Annotated in this window: 12 protein-coding genes and 1 tRNA gene; 6 read left to right on the forward strand and 7 right to left on the reverse strand. The window is 70.8% G+C overall.

Annotated elements, in window-relative coordinates; all coding sequences use genetic code 11:
* Nucleotides 1–65: 65 nt before the first annotated feature.
* The 4 genes from ACIA8N_RS26105 to ACIA8N_RS26120 all read right to left on the reverse strand — a co-directional run bounded on the left by ACIA8N_RS26105 (nt 66) and on the right by ACIA8N_RS26120 (nt 4,795).
* Entirely contained in the window at nt 66–2,090 is a 2,025-nt protein-coding gene (locus tag ACIA8N_RS26105) for a flotillin family protein (protein WP_365778425.1), read from the reverse strand.
* Nucleotides 2,091–2,167: 77 nt separating this feature from the next.
* Nucleotides 2,168–2,533 carry a hypothetical protein gene (locus ACIA8N_RS26110; protein WP_365778423.1) on the reverse strand — a complete coding sequence of 122 codons (366 nt, stop codon included), beginning with the start codon at nt 2,531–2,533 and terminating at the stop codon, nt 2,168–2,170.
* Nucleotides 2,534–2,709: 176 nt separating this feature from the next.
* Nucleotides 2,710–3,429 (reverse strand): TrkA family potassium uptake protein, encoded by a 720-nt coding sequence (locus ACIA8N_RS26115; protein ID WP_365778421.1) that lies wholly within the window; start codon nt 3,427–3,429, stop codon nt 2,710–2,712.
* Nucleotides 3,422–4,795, reverse strand: a complete 1,374-nt coding sequence (locus ACIA8N_RS26120; RefSeq protein ID WP_365778419.1) for a potassium transporter TrkG — start codon at nt 4,793–4,795, stop codon at nt 3,422–3,424. The genes ACIA8N_RS26115 and ACIA8N_RS26120 overlap by 8 nt, the downstream gene beginning before the upstream one ends.
* Before the next feature lie 230 nt (nt 4,796–5,025).
* On the opposite strand from ACIA8N_RS26120, the gene ACIA8N_RS26125 reads away from it, so the two are divergent.
* The 3 genes from ACIA8N_RS26125 (at nt 5,026) to ACIA8N_RS26135 (ending at nt 7,410) form a co-directional block, all read left to right on the forward strand.
* Complete coding sequence (locus ACIA8N_RS26125; protein ID WP_365778417.1) at nt 5,026–5,532, forward strand: hypothetical protein; 507 nt, start codon at nt 5,026–5,028, stop codon at nt 5,530–5,532.
* 96 nt (nt 5,533–5,628) lie between these two features.
* Nucleotides 5,629–7,062, forward strand: a complete 1,434-nt coding sequence (locus ACIA8N_RS26130) for an SPFH domain-containing protein (RefSeq protein WP_365778415.1) — start codon at nt 5,629–5,631, stop codon at nt 7,060–7,062.
* Nucleotides 7,063–7,337: 275 nt separating this feature from the next.
* Nucleotides 7,338–7,410: transfer RNA gene (locus ACIA8N_RS26135), tRNA-Arg, on the forward strand.
* 112 nt (nt 7,411–7,522) lie between these two features.
* Here ACIA8N_RS26135 and ACIA8N_RS26140 read toward each other — a convergent pair.
* Both ACIA8N_RS26140 and ACIA8N_RS26145 read right to left on the reverse strand, forming a co-directional pair.
* Nucleotides 7,523–9,208: an MFS transporter gene (locus ACIA8N_RS26140; RefSeq protein WP_365778413.1), complete on the reverse strand. Its 1,686-nt coding sequence runs from the start codon at nt 9,206–9,208 to the stop codon at nt 7,523–7,525.
* Nucleotides 9,209–9,689: 481 nt separating this feature from the next.
* Nucleotides 9,690–12,134, reverse strand: a complete 2,445-nt coding sequence (locus tag ACIA8N_RS26145) for a D-alanyl-D-alanine carboxypeptidase (RefSeq protein WP_365778411.1) — start codon at nt 12,132–12,134, stop codon at nt 9,690–9,692.
* A 195-nt stretch (nt 12,135–12,329) separates the two neighbouring features.
* Between ACIA8N_RS26145 and ACIA8N_RS26150 the strand changes: the two genes are divergently transcribed.
* The 3 genes from ACIA8N_RS26150 (at nt 12,330) to ACIA8N_RS26160 (ending at nt 14,637) form a co-directional block, all read left to right on the forward strand.
* Complete coding sequence (locus tag ACIA8N_RS26150; protein ID WP_030212103.1) at nt 12,330–13,028, forward strand: GPP34 family phosphoprotein; 699 nt, start codon at nt 12,330–12,332, stop codon at nt 13,026–13,028.
* Between the two features lie 299 nt (nt 13,029–13,327).
* A complete protein-coding gene (locus ACIA8N_RS26155; RefSeq protein WP_365778408.1) occupies nt 13,328–14,188 on the forward strand; it encodes a helix-turn-helix transcriptional regulator in 861 nt (286 codons plus the stop codon).
* Nucleotides 14,189–14,436: 248 nt separating this feature from the next.
* Nucleotides 14,437–14,637 (forward strand): DUF397 domain-containing protein, encoded by a 201-nt coding sequence (locus ACIA8N_RS26160; RefSeq protein WP_030212109.1) that lies wholly within the window; start codon nt 14,437–14,439, stop codon nt 14,635–14,637.
* A 147-nt stretch (nt 14,638–14,784) separates the two neighbouring features.
* On the opposite strand, the gene ACIA8N_RS26165 is transcribed toward ACIA8N_RS26160, so the two are convergent.
* Nucleotides 14,785–15,582, reverse strand: a complete 798-nt coding sequence (locus ACIA8N_RS26165; protein WP_365778763.1) for a hypothetical protein — start codon at nt 15,580–15,582, stop codon at nt 14,785–14,787.
* Nucleotides 15,583–15,671: the final 89 nt, after the last annotated feature.

Below are 15,671 nucleotides of genomic sequence, written 5' to 3' on the forward strand. Positions count from 1 at the left end.
GTCCGGTGCCGGGGTCTCCCCCGTGCCGGCACCGGACCCGTTTCCGACCGCTCCCCCCGGGGCGGTCAGTGTGTGGCCGCGCCGTTCAGGGCGGCGGGGTCGGCCGGGGCCGTGGCGGCCGGGCCGGGGACGTGCGCGTCGAGCACGCCGGACTTCATGACCTTCGCGAGCAGCGCGGAGACGCTGAGGTTCTGCACGTCGGCGCTGGACAGCGAGCCGAGCACCTTCGTCAGGTCCTCGGTGAAGGAGCCGTCGCCGTTCAGCCACGGACCGGCGAGCGCCTGCGCGGTCCGCGAGTGGTCCATGAAGCCGTCGACGGACTTGCCGAGCGCGATCGACTGCGTGAGCCGGTCGAGGAAGACCGACTCCCCGCCGACGATGCTGATGTCGGCGTGCTCCAGACCGGTGGCGAGCACGGTGGCCTGCGCCTCGGCCACCTGCCGCTGCACGTCGAGGCCGGCGAGCCGGATCTCCTTCTCCGCCTCCAGGCGCAGCCGGTACTCCTCGTGCGTGCGGGACGCCTCGTCGAACGCGGCGACGGCGATCGCCTTCTGGTTCAGCCCCTCCGCCTCGGACTTGAGCTTCTCACCGATCGCGGTGGCCTCCGCGAGCGCCTTGGCCCGCAGCCCCTCGGCCTCGGCACGCAGCCGTGCCTCGGTCGCCTCGGCCTCGGCGCGGCCGGTCTTCTGGATGGCGTCGGCCTCCTTCTCCCGTACCTGCGCGGCGGCGAGGCCCTCGGCGGCGGCTTCGGCCTGGACGCCCTCGGCGAGCCGGATCTTGGCGCGGGCGTCCATGTCGGCGGCCTTGTTGCGGGCCTCCGCCAGGGTGAGCTGTTCGGCGGCCCGGTGGACGGCGGCCTGTTCGGCGGCCTCGGCCGCCTTGATGTCCTTGACCAGCTTCTCCTGGGCCTCCGCCTCGGCCGCGATGACGACGGCCTGCCGGGTGCGCTCGGCCTCCTCGACCACGCGCAGCCGCTTGATGGACTCCTCCTGCTCGGCGACCGTACGGTCCACCGCGACCCGCTCGCGGATGACCTCGGCGATGTCCCGGCGCTCCGCCTCGACCTCCTTGTCGGCGGAGATGCGGGTGAGTTCGGTCTCCCGGTCGCGGGCGATGACCTCCAGGAGGCGGTCCTTCTCGATCCGCTCGTTCTCGACGGCGATGACCCGCTCGCGGTTCTTCTGCGCCACCGCCACCTCGCGGGCCTGGTTCTCCCGCTGGATGCCGAGCTGCTCCTCCGTCTTCAGGAAGGCGCTCTGGGCCCGCAGCCGCTCCTCCTCCACGACCCGCGCGGTCTCGGCCTCCTCACGCGCCCGTACGGTGTCGATCTCCCGCTTCTGCTTGATCTCGGCGTCGGCCTGGCGCCGCTCCAGCTCCAGGATGGCTTCGCGGGCGTCGACGTTCTGCCGGGTGATCTCCTTCTGCTCGTGCTGGCGGAACTCGTTCGTGCGGACGTTCTCGACGGCGGTCAGCTCGGTGATCTTGCGGATGCCCTGGGCGTCGAGGATGTTGCCGGGGTCGAGCTGGGCCAGCGGGGTCTGCTCCAGATAGTCGATGGCCGCGTCCTCCAGGCTGTAGCCGTTGAGGTCGATGCCGATGATCTCGATGATCCGGAAGCGGAGCTCCTCGCGCTTGGTGTAGAGGTCGGTGAAGTCGAGCTGCTTGCCGACGGTCTTGAGCGCCTCGGAGAACTTGGCGTTGAACAGCTCCTGCAGCGTCTCCTTGTCACTGGCGCGGGCGGTCCCGATGGCCTGCGCGACCTTGATGACGTCCTCGACCGTCTTGTTGACCCGGACGAAGAACGAGATCCGGATGTCGGCGCGGATGTTGTCCCGGCAGATCAGGCCGTCGCGCCCGGTCCGGGAGATCTCAATGGTCTTCACCGAGATGTCCATGACCTCGGCCTTGTGCAGGACGGGCAGGACGACCTGCCCGGTGAAGGTGACGTCGACCTTCCGCATCTTCGAGACGATCAGCGCCTTGCCCTGCTCCACCTTGCGGAACAGCCGGCTGACCGCGAAGAGCAGCGTGAGGGTGACGAGCAGGACAACGGCGACGAGCACGCCGATGCCCACGGTGATGGCATCCATGAGAAACCCCGTGTCGATGGAGGAAGTGGGGAGCCGCGAGCGCGGGCGGCGAAGGCTGTCAGGGCCTGTCTTCCGGGTCAGGCCGGATCAGGGAGCTTCGCCGGCGGCCGTACGAGGCGTCGGGTCGCCCACCACGCGGCGGCGGGAGCGAGTACCAGCAGAGCGAGCGAGAGCAGGGCGGCGAGGGAGCGGGACACGCCGGCGATGCCGAGGAGGACGGATCCGGTGACGCTCAGGACCCAGCCGGCCACGACGAACACGGTGACGGCCACCGAGCCGGACACCCGGTCCAGGCCCAGCGCCTCCGTGTCGACATCGGCGTCGAAGCCCTCGCGGTCCACCACGCCGGACAGCACCAGGAGCCAGAAGACCGCCACGGCCACCACGGCCGTACTGAAGGACAGGGAGGGAAAGCCGAAGGCGGCGCTCAGGAACTCCCCCATGGCTCTCCCCCCGGCACGTCCCGGTTTCCGTCTCCCGGCATCAGGAGCACGGACGTGGCCCCCGGTGGAGCCATCCTGAACCAGCGGACGCTGCCGCACATTGCCGTGATCAGGCAGTCTTTGACGCTTCCTTGATGCCGGTTGCGAACCCTGGGGCGACGTGCGGTCCCGGTGGGTCAGGGGAGTTCGGTGAAGGTCTCCACGGCGCCTGTCTTGCCCGTGACGACGATGATGTCGCCGGGTTCCACGACCGTGTCCGCGGTGGCGTACGTGAAGTCCTCGCCGGGGCGCTTGATGCCGACGACGGTGACGCCGTACTCGCTGCGCACCCTGGACAGGCCCAGGGGCCGGCCGGTGGCGACCCGGGGGGCGACCGTCTTGACGAGGGCGTAGTCGTCGTCGAACTGGATGAAGTCGAGCATGCGGCCGGTGACGAGGTGGGCGACGCGCTCGCCCATCTCGTGCTCGGGAAGCACGACGTGCGGCACCCCGAGGCGTTCGAGGATCTTGCCGTGCTGGCGGCTGATGGCCTTGGCCCAGATGTTGGGCACGCCGGCTTCGAGGAGGTTGGAGCTGACGAGGATGCTCGCCTCGATGTCGCTGCCGATGCCGACGACGGCGCTGGAGAACTCGTGGACGCCGAGCTGGTTCAGGACGTCGGGGTCGGTGGAGTCCGCGACGGCGGCGTGGGTGAGGCCGTCGCTGTACTTCTGGACCAGGCGGGCGTCGGTGTCGATGCCCAGGACGTCCCAGCCCCGGCGCATCAGCTCGTTGGCCAGCGAGCTGCCGAAGCGCCCGAGGCCGATGACGGCGACGCGCTGGTCCGCGGCGGGCCGGCGGTGCTCGCCGAGCCGCTTGGCGTGCCGCTTGCGCAGGTTGTGGAGGTAGTCAGCCAATGACGGGTCGCTCCTCGGGTAGTTCGTACCGTCGCGTGCGTTCACGCAGCGCGAGCGCGGAGACCAGGGTGATGGGGCCGATGCGGCCGATGAACATCAGGACGACGAGGATGAGCTGCCCGACCGCGGGCAGGTCCGCGGTGAGGCCGGTGGACAGGCCGACGGTCGCGAAGGCGGACACGGCCTCGAACAGGACGTCCTCGAAGGGCGCCCTGCTCACCGAGAGCAGCGCGAGCGTGGCGGCCATGACGAGACCCACGCCGAGGAGCGCCACCGTCAGGGCCTGGCGCAGGACGTGGGGGGCGAGGCGGCGGCCGAGGACGACGGAGTTCGGCTCGCCGCGCACCTCGGCGAGGATCGCGGCGGCCAGGACGGCGAAGGTGGTGACCTTGATGCCGCCCGCGGTGCCCGCGCTGCCGCCGCCGATGAACATCAGCATGCACGTCATCAGGAGGGTGGAGGCCTGCATGGCGCCGATGTCGAGGGAGTTGAAGCCCGCGGTGCGGCTCATCGCCGAGTGGAAGAAGCTGTTGAGGAACTTGCCCCAGATGTCATGCGCACCGAGCGTGTTCGGGTTGGTCCACTCCATGAGGCCCGTGAGCACCGTGCCCACCACCAGCAGCACCGCGCTGGTGATGACGGTGAGTCTGGTGTGCAGGGTCCAGTTCTTCCGGCCGGTGGTCCGCGCCCGGTTGCGGTGGCGCAGCATCTCCAGGAGGACGGGGAAGCCGATGCCGCCGAGGATGACGGCGACGGCGATCGGCAGGGTGACCCACGGGTCCTGGGCGTAGCGGGTGAGGTTGTCCGCGTGGAGGCCGAAGCCGGCGTTGTTGAACGCGGACACGGCGTGGAAGTAGCCGAGGTAGACGGCCTCGCCGATGCCGTTGTCGTACGCGAAGCGGAACCGCAGTGCCAGGAAGGCGCCCACGGCCAGTTCGATCATCAGCGTGGTGCCGGCGACGCCGATCAGGACACGGCGTACGTCCCCGATGCCCAGGCTCTTCGTCTCGGCCTGCGCCGTCAGCTGCATCCGCAGCCGCAGCCGGCCCGAGACCAGCAGGGCGAGGAGGGAGGCCATCGCCATGATGCCGAAGCCGCCGACCTGGATCAGGGCCAGGATGACGCCCTCACCGAAGCCGCTCCAGTACGTCCCCGTGTCCACGACCGCGAGGCCCGTCACGCAGACGGCGGAGGTCGAGGTGAACAGCGCGGTCAGGACGCCGGTGGCGCCGCCGTCCTCGGCCGCGGCCGGCAGCATCAGCAGGACCGTGCCCAGCGCCACGACGCTCGCGAAGGCGAGGACGACGGTACGGGCGGGATGCGCGGAGAAGAACGAGCGCGCTCGGAGCGGCGCGACGGTGACCACGTTTCCGACGGCTCCTTTCCGGAGAACGGCCGTCACCCTACCGGCGCCCGCGCCGCCGACACCGTAGGCCGCCCGCGAGGCGGGGGCGCGCCGCCGCAGGGTCCGCCGATGCCCACGGACGGCATCAAGAGCGCGTAAAGATTGCCGGAACCACGCAGTGAACGTGTCTTCTGATCCGTGCCATCCTCAGGGCACAACGGGAGAGACAAGGCACGGGGCGGGTGACGTACATGGGCTGGTTTCTCGGTCTCGGCATCGCGGGTCTTGTGCTGCTCGTCCTTTCGCTGGTCTTCGACGGGGTGCTGGAGGGGGTCCTCGACTCGATCGGCGGGGGCCTCGACGGGTTCCTGTCGTTGCCGGTGATCGCCGGGTTCGTCTCGGCGCTCGGCTTCACGGGGGCGATCGTCCTCGGGACCACCGGCGCGGGGGCGGGGGTCGCCGCCGGTGCGGGCGCGGTCGCGGGGGGCGTCGTGGGATGGGGGACCTGGCGGTTCAGCCGGGCGCTCCTGCGCGACGGCTCCGCGTCCGCACCGCGGGAAGGCGACCTGGCCGGTACGAGCGGGTCGGTGGTGACGGCCATCCCCGTGGACGGTTACGGCGAGGTGCTGCTGTACCTCGCGGGCCAGCCGGTGAAGTACGCGGCGAGGGCCGGCGTGCCCGTCGCGCGCGGCACCGAGGTGTGGGTCGACTCCGTGCTCTCCCCGACGTCCGTCTCCGTCCGCCCGGTCGAACGCTGACCGGGCGAACTCTGCCCGGTCGAACTCTGACCGGGCGAACCCTGACCGGGCGTCACCATCTGATCTCTTTTCCTTCTGATCGAAGGGGGTTTCCTCATGAGCCCTGTCCTCACCGCCGTGGTGGGCATCGTCGTTCTCCTGGTGCTGCTCGGCCTCGTCGTCATCACCCGCTACAAGGTCGCCGGGCCCAGCGAGGCGTTCATCATCACCGGCCGCCGGGGCAAGCAGGCGACCGATCCCACCACCGGGCGCGTGTTCACCGACAACAGCGGCCAGAAGGTCGTGGTCGGCGGCGGCGTCTTCGTCGTCCCCTTCGTGCAGCAGAAGTTCACGCTCGACCTGTCCAGCCGGCACATCCCCGTCGCCGTCCGCGGCGCGGTCACCCTGCGCGGCGTGAAGGCCAACCTGGAGGGCGTCGCGATCGTCAAGGTCGGCGGCACCGAGGACTCCATCCGGGCCGCCGCCCAGCGGTTCCTGATGCAGCAGGACGGCATCGTCGGCTTCACCCAGGAAGTGCTGTCGGGCGCGCTGCGCTCCATCGTCGGCCGGATGTCGGTCGAGGACATCATCAGGGACCGCGCCGCGTTCGCGGGTCAGGTCGCCGAGGAGGCCGAGGCCAGCCTGTCCGGTCAGGGCCTGGTCCTCGACGCCTTCCAGATCCAGGACATCACCACCGAGGGCTCCTACCTGGAGGACCTCGGCCGTCCCGAAGCCGCCCGCGCCAAGCAGGAGGCCGACATCGCCGAGGCAGTGGCCCGCCGCGCCGCCGAGCAGGCCCGGCTCAAGGCGGAGGAGGAGATCGCCATCGCGCAGCGGACCCTCTACCTGAAGCAGGCCGAGATCAAGGCGCAGACCGACGAGGCCGCCGCCCAGGCGAACGCCGCGGGGCCGCTCGCCGAGGCCGACCGCCAGCAGCAGATCCTCGCCGAGCAGGAGAAGGTCGCCGAGCGGCAGGCCGCGCTGACGGACCGCCAGCTCGACACCCAGGTCCGCAAGCCCGCCGACGCCGCCCGCTACCAGGCCGAGCAGGAGGCCGAGGCCCGCCGTATCGCCCTGGTGAAGCAGGCCGAGGCCGACGCGCAGCGCTCCCGCCTCACCGGTGAGGGCGAGAAGGCCCACCGGGCCGCACTCGCCGACGCCGTGCGCATCGAGGGCGAGGCGGAGGCCGCGGCCATCGCCGCCAAGGGCTCCGCCGAGGCCGAGGCGATGCGGAAGAAGGCCGACGCCTTCGCGCAGTACGGGGACGCCGCCGTCCTCCAGATGCTCGTCGAGGTCCTTCCGCAGGTCGTCGCCAAGGCGTCCGAACCGCTGTCCGCCATCGACAAGATGACCGTCATCTCCACCGACGGCGCCAGTCGGCTGACCCGTACCGTCACCGACAACGTCGCCCAGGGCATGGAACTCCTCTCCTCCACCACCGGGGTCGACCTCGCGTCCCTGCTCCAGGGCATCACCCAGAAGAAGCCGGTCCCCGGCCCGGCGCAGCCGCCCGTACCGACCGGCGACGGCGCCATCGAGATCACCGACTAGAGGACACCTCGCCGGGCCGGCAACGCCCGCCGCTTCTCCTCGATCGTCGCGCCGGACATGGTCGTGACTCCCCTGGTCGACGGCGTCAGCCCACTCGTCGCCCGGACCCTGACCGCGCACCCCCCACGGGGTCGTCCACCCAGCCGTGGACCCGACCAGCCGCAACGTGGACGCGATGGTGACACCCCCCTCACCACGAGCCCCCTGCCACCACCGGCCCACCCGCTACACTGTCCGCGATGGTGCAGCCACCAAGGCCACACCACCAGAAGACTGCCTTCGTAGCTCAGGGGATAGAGCACCGCTCTCCTAAAGCGGGTGTCGCAGGTTCGAATCCTGCCGGGGGCACATGGGACGAGGACCCCTACCGATCTCGGTAGGGGTCCTTCGGCGTCCACGGGAAGGTGGTTCGTCGATACAGGAGGCCCCGGGATTCTCGCCGGGGGCTTCCGGGGGTGGGTCAGCGGAGTTCTTCTGGGCAGGCTGTGCCTCGGGAGAGTTTGTACGGGGCCGCCAGGCGGTAGACGCCGGGCTTCGGGGCGAGGAGTTCCGTCCACTCGTCGCCCTCCGTGTCCGCCTCCGCCTTGAACAGGCAGCCCTCCTCGTTGGCGAAGACCTTCGGGAGTTCCGTCTCCGACTCCTCGCGCGCCAGCTTCGACGCCTCCGTCTCCTTCGGCGGTTCGATCTTGCCGCCGTTCTCGTCGACGAGGGCCAGCCACGGCGAGTACGGGACGCGGATCAGGACCCGGCCCGGCTGGTCGACCTCGATCACGACCTCGTTCTCCTCCGCGCTCCGCACCTCCGCCGGCGGGTCCGCGAGGGGGGTCGGGTTCTCGACCGCGTACAGGCGCCAGTTCTCGTCCGACCAGACCTGCTTCAGGTACGGCAGGCCCTCGGCGATCAGTTCCGCCTCCTGCTCGGCGCCCGAGTCGGGGGCGCCGGTGGGCAGGACCACGTAGTGGACCGCCCAGCGGTCCAGCCACTCCTCGTAGTTCACGGCGTTCAGCGTGTCGTCGTAGAAGAGCGGGTTCCGCTCCATGTCCGCCTGCCGGTTCCACCCCCGCGCCAGGTTGATGTACGGGCTGAGCGCCGACGACTCGCGGTGGCTCGACGCCGGTACGACCTCGACCCGCGCCTTGCCCGCGTCCCGGACCTGGAGCTGGTTGATGAGCGGCGCGAGCTCCCGCGCCCAGGAGGCGTCCGGAGCCGTGCGGATCACGTCGTCGACGCCCTTGAAGCCGATCCAGAAGTTCAGCCCGGCGAAGGCGAGCAGCAGCGCGTACCAGCGGCGTGAACGCGGTGCCGTGTACGGCAGCGCCGCGAGCAGCACGACGCCCGCGAACAGCATCGGCAGCCGCGAGATGTTCGAGCCGATCTGCGAGTCGATCAGCCACGTCAGGAGCGTCCCGATCGTGTACACCGCCGCCGCCGTGCGGACCGTGCGCCAGTCCTTCGGCACGAGCAGGAAGACGAGCGCCCCGAAGGCCAGCGGCAGCGCGGTCGAGCCGAAGGCCATCGGCTGCGTGCCGGAGAACGGGAACAGCCAGGACGAGAGGGCGACCACCGCCACCGGCGCCAGGCCGAGGGCGTACGCGCCCGGGCGCCGTTTGTTCAGGAACAGCGCCGCCGCCCCCACCCCGAGGAACAGGCCCGCCACCGGGCTGCACGCCGTCGCCAGTCCGGCGAGCGGGGCAGCCACCACGGCCTTCGCCCAGCGCTTGCGGCGCCAGCGGTGGGGCCAGCAGAACACGGCGGCCACCGCGCCGAGCGCGAACATCATGCCGAGGCCGAACGTCACCCGCCCCGACAGCGCGTTGCACAGGAAGGCGAAGACGCCCGCGATCGAGCAGGCCAGCGGATTGCGGACGGCCGGCACCCGCACCAGGATCAGCGCGGTCAGCGCGGCCGACAGCGTCCCCGCGACCATCATCGTGCTGCGCACGCCCAGCAGCGACATCAGGTACGGCGACACGACGCTGTACGAGACCGGGTGCATCCCGCCGTACCAGGCCAGGTTGTACGCGGAGTCGGGGTGCCGGCCGACGAACTCCGCCCACGCGTCCTGCGCGGCCAGGTCCCCGCCGCTGTTCGCGAAGAAGAAGAACCAGAGGATGTGGGTGACGGCCGCGAGACCGGTGGCCGCCATGACCGTGTAGCGACGCTTCCGCCGCGGGGCGGCCGGGACCGCCTTCGGCGCCGGAGCCGGATCGGGATCGGGCGCGGGGGCGGGACGCTGTGCCGGGAGCACTATTCGCGGACGGGAAGACGGGCCGGAATCGGCGTCGGAGTCCGCATCGGAATCGGACTCCGACTCGGACTCGGACTCGGGATGGGGATTGCGGTCGGAATTGGATCCTGAGCCCGTCTCGGAATGGCAGTCGCGGGCCGAGTCATGGCCGGGTGCCGGATTCGACACCGAACCCGTTCCCTGACCGGACCCGGCGCGGGCCTGTCTCTTCGGCCCCGCGTGGTCGGCGGCGCTCGTCGGCTCGACGGTGGTCACTGCGGCCCTTTCCCGTGCTGCCCGTCTCTCTTCTCACGTGGTCACACGCGTTTCCTCGTCCCCCGAAGACGCTAACAGCCGGGCGCCCCGGAGAACCGGGGCGCCCGGCCAAGCGGGTGGCTTCTCAGCCCACGCGCGTCAGCTTCTTGTCGAAGCCGGGCTCCACCAGGTCCCTCTGGAGGGCGACCGGAGAGCTGACCTTGCCGGCGCCGGTGCCGATCGACACCTGGCCGATGACGTCGCCCGCCCTGCCGACGTGGGGCAGGAGCTTGCCGCCGTCGGTGAGCTCCAGCTTCACTTCCAGGCCCGGCCAGCCGATCGCCTTGAGCTCCTTGGTGGCCACGACCGGCGTCCGGCCGCCGAGGCCGTCGTCGATGTGGCCGAGGACCTGGCCCTTGCGGACCACGACGGCCGAGGTGACGTCCTTCTGGGCCTGCTGGATCACCTTGAGGCTGTTGTCGATGGCGAGCTGGAGCTTCTTGCCCAGGTCCGCGGCGTCCTTCGCCCCCATGACGATGCCGAGGATGCGGCGGTTCTGGCCGTCGACGATCGTGTTCGCCGACCAGAGCAGGTTGCCGCCCGCGGGGGTGGAGGAGCCGGTCTTGATGCCGCTCACACCCGGCTGGAGCAGGATGTTGTTGTTGTTCTCGATCCGGCGGGGCAGACCCTCGATCGTCGCGTTCGGCGAGTTCACGATCTCCCGGAACACGTCGTACTGCATGACCGCCTTCGCCAGCTTCAGCTGGTCCTGCGGCGTCGACACGGTGCTGTCGAGCAGACCCGAAGGGTCGGTGTACGTGGACTGGGTCATTCCCAGGTCCTTCGCGGCGGCGTTCATCTTGTCGACGAACGCCGCTTCCGAACCGGCGTCCCAGCGCGCGAGCAGCCGCGCCACGTTGTTGGCGGAGGGGATCATGAGGAGCTGGAGCAGCTCCTTCTGCGTGTACGTCTGACCCGCCTGGACCGGCGCCGTCGACTCGTGCTCGGCCTTGCCCTGATCCTCGGCCTTCTGGTCGATCTCGATCTCGGGGCCCTTCTGGCTCCCCTTGATCGGGTGGTCGCGCAGGATCACGTACGCCGTCATCGTCTTGGTGACGCTCGCGATCGGTGCCGGCTTCTGCGCCCCGTACGTACCCATGGAACCGACGCCCTCGACCTCGACGGCGCCCTGCCCCTCGGTCGGGAACGGCAGCTTCAGCTCGCCGCCCTCGAAGGTGAAGGTCGGCGCGGCGGAGAGCGTGAGGACGGGCGCGGGCAGCGGTCGCACCATCTGCACGATCGCAAAGACGATCAGTACGAGCAGCACCAGCGGGGTCCAGATCCGCACCCGGCGCATCGTCGTCCGCAGCGGGGTCGGGGGCGGCGGCGGGGTGTTCGTCAGCTCGGCGAGCAGGTCCAGCGGGGGCAGTGGCGGCAACGGCTGCTGCCGCGTCCGCTCCGCCTCCGCGAAGGCGGGCGCCGGCGCGGGCGGCACGGGAGCGGCGGCCGGTCCCGACGCGGCGGGCCTGGCGGCCTCCGGCGCGGGCCTGGACGCGGGCGTGGGCGTAGACGCGGGCGTGGGCGTAGACGCGGGCGTGGGCGTAGACGCGGGCGCCTTGGGGGCCTGGGCGGCCTGCCGCGCCCTCTCGACCTTCTGCTCGGCCGGGATGTCCGCACGCAGCGGTACGAAGGTGCTGGGGCGCTCGCTGTCGGAGTCCGCGCCGAGACCGGGCGGGAGCTTCAGCGCGGTCGTGGGCTGGTCCACGGGAGGCGCCGCCGGCAGGCGGACCGCCTTGAACATGGTCGTCGGCTGGTCGACCGGCTCCGGGTCAGGTTCCGGGTCGAGTTCCGGGTCCTCGGCGTCGTCGACCCCGTCCGGGGAGTCGGCGGGCGCGGAGTCGGCGGGCTCCGCCGCCTTCCGCGCGGCGAACCAGGAGTCGACGGGAGCCTTCGCCGCCACCGCCGGCGCCTCGGCCTTCGCCTCGCCCGTCTCCTCGTCGGCCTCGGAATCGGCCTCAGGGTCGGGCTCGGGGTCGGGGTCGGCGCCGGCCTCGGGGCCGGACTCGGACCTGTCGGCGGCGGACGCGGCGCCCTCGGACGCCGCGTCCTCCGGCCCGTCGTCCTCCGGCTCGTCGTCCTCCGGCTCGTCCCCGGGTTCGTCCGACTCGGCCCTGACGGCCTCTTCGGGCTCCTCGGCCGCCACGGCGCCCTCGGGCTCGTCCGCCGTCGCCACCCACGCCGCCACAGCCGCCTTCAGGCGCGCGCTCTCCGGCTCCTGGGCCGCCGGCTCCGTCGCGGGCTCTGACGCGGCCTCAGAGGCTGCCTCGGCCTCGGTCGCGGCTTCGGTGTCCTCCGACTCCTCCGGCTCCGGCGTGGCCGCCGGCTTGGCCGCCGGCGCGTCGTCCTCCGGGGTCCGCGGCGCCAGGGTCTTGAAGACGGCCGTCGGCTGGTCGACCTGAACCGACGAGGACGACGGAGCGTCTGACTCACGGAGCACGGAGATCCGGGGATCCCGGCTTCCGCCGCCCGGGGGCGTCGTCTCCTGAGACGACCCCTGCTGCTCCGCCCTGTCGGGGGACTCGCCCGCCACCGTGCCTCCTCCATGGTCATGCGTACGTACGGACCTGTGTACCGGTCCGTGTACCAGTGTCCTGTGTGAACCCCTTGGCTCCCGTGCTAGACGAGAACGACATACCTACTGGTTCCCGGATGAACCACCCAGGCGCTCTCGACAGATGAATGTGAGAGGGGTCACCCTGTCATTCATCCACGCGGGGAGGCATGGATGGGCAGGAGCCGCAGAACCATTCCGGAGGAGCTTTTGCTGCTCGCTCTGGACCCGACCACGGGTACCACAGCGCAGCCGCAGTCGCTCGACCTCGGCCTGGCCGGTGCACAGCTAGTGGAGCTGGCATTGGCAGGCCGGATAGCCCCTGACGGGGATCGTATCGCCGTGGTGATGCCACGGCCGACCGGAGATCCGACCTTGGACTCCGCACTGGAACTGCTGCGCAGGCGTGGCAGTCCGGTTCGGGCCGTCCATTGGATCGGCGGGCCCCGACTGGGGCTCCGCCAGACGTATCTCTCGCATCTGGAGCGATGCGGCATGGTGCATGCCGTGGAGACCCAGATGTGCGGGGTGTTGCCGACGACGCGCTACCAGGCGACGGAGACGGCGATCAGTCGGGAGATCCGTTCCCGGCTGGACAGTGCGATCCGCACCGGCGTACCGCCGGACCCGCGGACCGCGGCGCTTGCCGCGCTGGCCCACGCGGTCGGTCTCGGGAAGCACCTCTACCCCGGCAACGAAGGACGGTCGTCGCGGTCCCGGCTGCGCGATCTGATCCGGCACGACCCCATGGGCGGACTCGTGGCACACGCCGTGATGGACGTCCAGAACGGTGCGGCGGCACAGCCGCGCCGGAGCGCCGCGGGTGTCCCGGCGCAGCCTCGCGGCAGCATGGCCCGCGCGGCGGCGCACTAGGACGACCCCGAGGAGCCAGCCCGGGAGCCGCACAGGTGTGCGGGGCGGTCAGGACGGCCGCCCCGCACACGCGCGTCCCCACCCGGTCGCCAAGCGGTCGGCCCGCGAACGGGCGTTGCCAAGCGGTCGGCCCGCACCCCCACACGTAGGGCACCACACATGGCGCACCACACATAGCGCACCCGTCGGCCCGCGCATACGTTGTGGTCATTTTCCAGCGCACACCTGGCCTTTGGTGGCAGTCTGCCAAGCGGTAGATACTCACAGCTACGCAGCAGACAGCCGGAGGTGCAGTTTCCGTGGCGTCCAACGTCAACCCCACCGTCAGGCGACGCCGATTGGGCCAGGAGCTGCGCAAGCTCCGGGAGGCGAAGAACATGACGGCCGAGCAGGTCGCCGAGCGTCTTCTCGTCTCCCAGTCCAAGATCAGCCGGCTGGAGAACGGCCGTCGCTCCATCAGTCAGCGCGATGTCCGCGACCTCTGCGGCGTGTACGAGGTCGAGGACGACCGGATGGTCGACTCGCTCATGCAGATGGCCAAGGACTCGCGCCAGCAGGGCTGGTGGCACGCCTTCGGCGACATCCCGTACAGCGTCTACATCGGCCTGGAGACGGACGCCGAGAGCCTGCGGATGTACGAGTCGCAGATCATCCCCGGACTGCTCCAGACCCCCGCGTACGCGGAGGCGGTGATCTCCGGCGCGATGCCGGAGTCGACGCCGGCGGACATCGACAAGCGGGTCACGGTCCGCACCCGCCGCCAGGAGCGGATCCGGGACGAGGAGCGTCCGCTGCGGCTGTGGGCGGTCATCGACGAGGGCGCGCTGCACCGGATCGTCGGCAGCAGACAGCTCATGGTGGAGCAGCTCGAGCATCTCCTCGAGCAGTCCCATCTGCCCCACGTCACCGTGCAGGTGATCCCCTTCGAGATGGGCGCGCATCCGGGGATCAGCGGCCAGTACTCGATCCTGGAGTTCCCGGACACGTCGGACTCCAGCGTCGTCTACATCGAGGGCGTGACGAGCGACCTGTACCTGGAGAAGGCGCAGGACGTCGGCAAGTACAGCGTCATGTACGAGCACCTCAGGGCGCAGGCGCTGAACGTCGAGCAGACCCGCGAGTTCATCGCGGAGATGGCGAAGAAGCACGCCAAGGGCTGACTCCGGCCCGCCCGCGCCAGGGCTTCGTCCTCGCTCCGCCGGCGCTCAGATCCGGCCACGCCAAGGCTCCCGCCGGGCCGGGGCAGGCACGGTACACCGGATGATCGCTCCCACGGAAGCCGAGTTGGAATATGCCACTCGGACGTGTGAACGCCGGTCCCGTCGGAGGGTGCCGACCAGTAGCGTCGATCACGCCGCCAAGAAGGTCGGTGCGACACACCCCACTGGCAGAACCGGAGTTGAGTGTAATGGCGATCATTCAGGGTGCAACGGACGCGTGGACCAAGTCTTCGTACTCCGGCGGGAACGGCGCCTGCGTCGAAGTGAAGTCCCCTGTCGTCGCCGCGATCGCGGTGCGGGACTCCAAGGCCCCCGAAGGCCCGTCCCTCTCCTTCGGACCGGGTTCGTGGAACGCGTTCGTCGGCGAGGTGAGCAACGGGGCCCTCTGAGCCCCGGTGCGCACCCGTCGTCACCCGCGGTACCCGCAGTACCCGAAGAGCCCTCTCGTCCGGTCCGCCGTCCTGGCCGAGGGGGCTCGGCCCTTTCCCGCTTCCTTTCTCCCGCGCCCTTCTCCCGCTCCCTCCTCCCGCTCCTCTTCAGCGCAGTTCGTCCACGTACCGGTCCGTCCCCGGCACCGTCGGGACGAACGGCGCCACCAGCTCCACCCGCCCCCCTCCGGCCCCCACCGACTCCAGGTCGGAGAAGTGCTCCGTCCAGCACTCCCGGGGGTCCCGCTCCAGGAACCAGAGCAGGGTCAGCCGGGTGTCGACGCCCTCGACCTGCTTCACGTACGTCATGCGGTCGCCGGGCAGCGGGGTCGGCCGGAAGACGGTGACCATCGCCGCCGGTGAGCCGGCGAGCCGCCGGGGCAGCTCCCGGGTCCGCAGCCGTTCGAGCAGGGCCGCCCGCTCCTCGGGGCCTTCGGCGTCGACGACCTGGAGGATCAGCCCGGCGTAGGGGTGGTCGAGGGCGTGGAAGTCGCGCGGGCCGGCCGCGCCGTCGCGGTAGACGGTCGCCTCGTGGTCCTGGAACGAGGTGAAGACGTGCGTCCGCTCCTGGTGGACGCGACCGTCGCGGTTGAGCCGCTTGTTGATGCCGACGGTCCACTTCATGTGCTCGTCGTAGCGGCCTTCGGTGACCCAGTACGTGGAGAGGTAGCAGCCCGCGGTGACGGGCTGGGCGACGGCGGACTTCTCCGGGCGGCGCAGTTCCTGGAGCTCCCGGGTGGCGACCCAGCGCCGGCCCGCGTACATCCAGGGCATCGCCATGGCGCCCGCGTAGTAGTGGTCGTCCTCGTACCAGCGGTTGTACGCGTACTCGTGGCCCGGGTGAGGCTCCACCATGGTGATCAGGGCGTGGCCGGGCCGGACGCCGTACGGGCCGATTGACGCCAGTTCCGCGTACCTCTCGCCGTACGTCTCGCTCGTCGCGCTGGACGTCTCGCTCGTCGCGCTGCACGTCTCGCTCGTCGCGCCTGCGGTGC

The organism is Streptomyces sp. NPDC051822 (assembly GCF_044452745.1).
Taxonomy (GTDB): domain Bacteria; phylum Actinomycetota; class Actinomycetes; order Streptomycetales; family Streptomycetaceae; genus Streptomyces.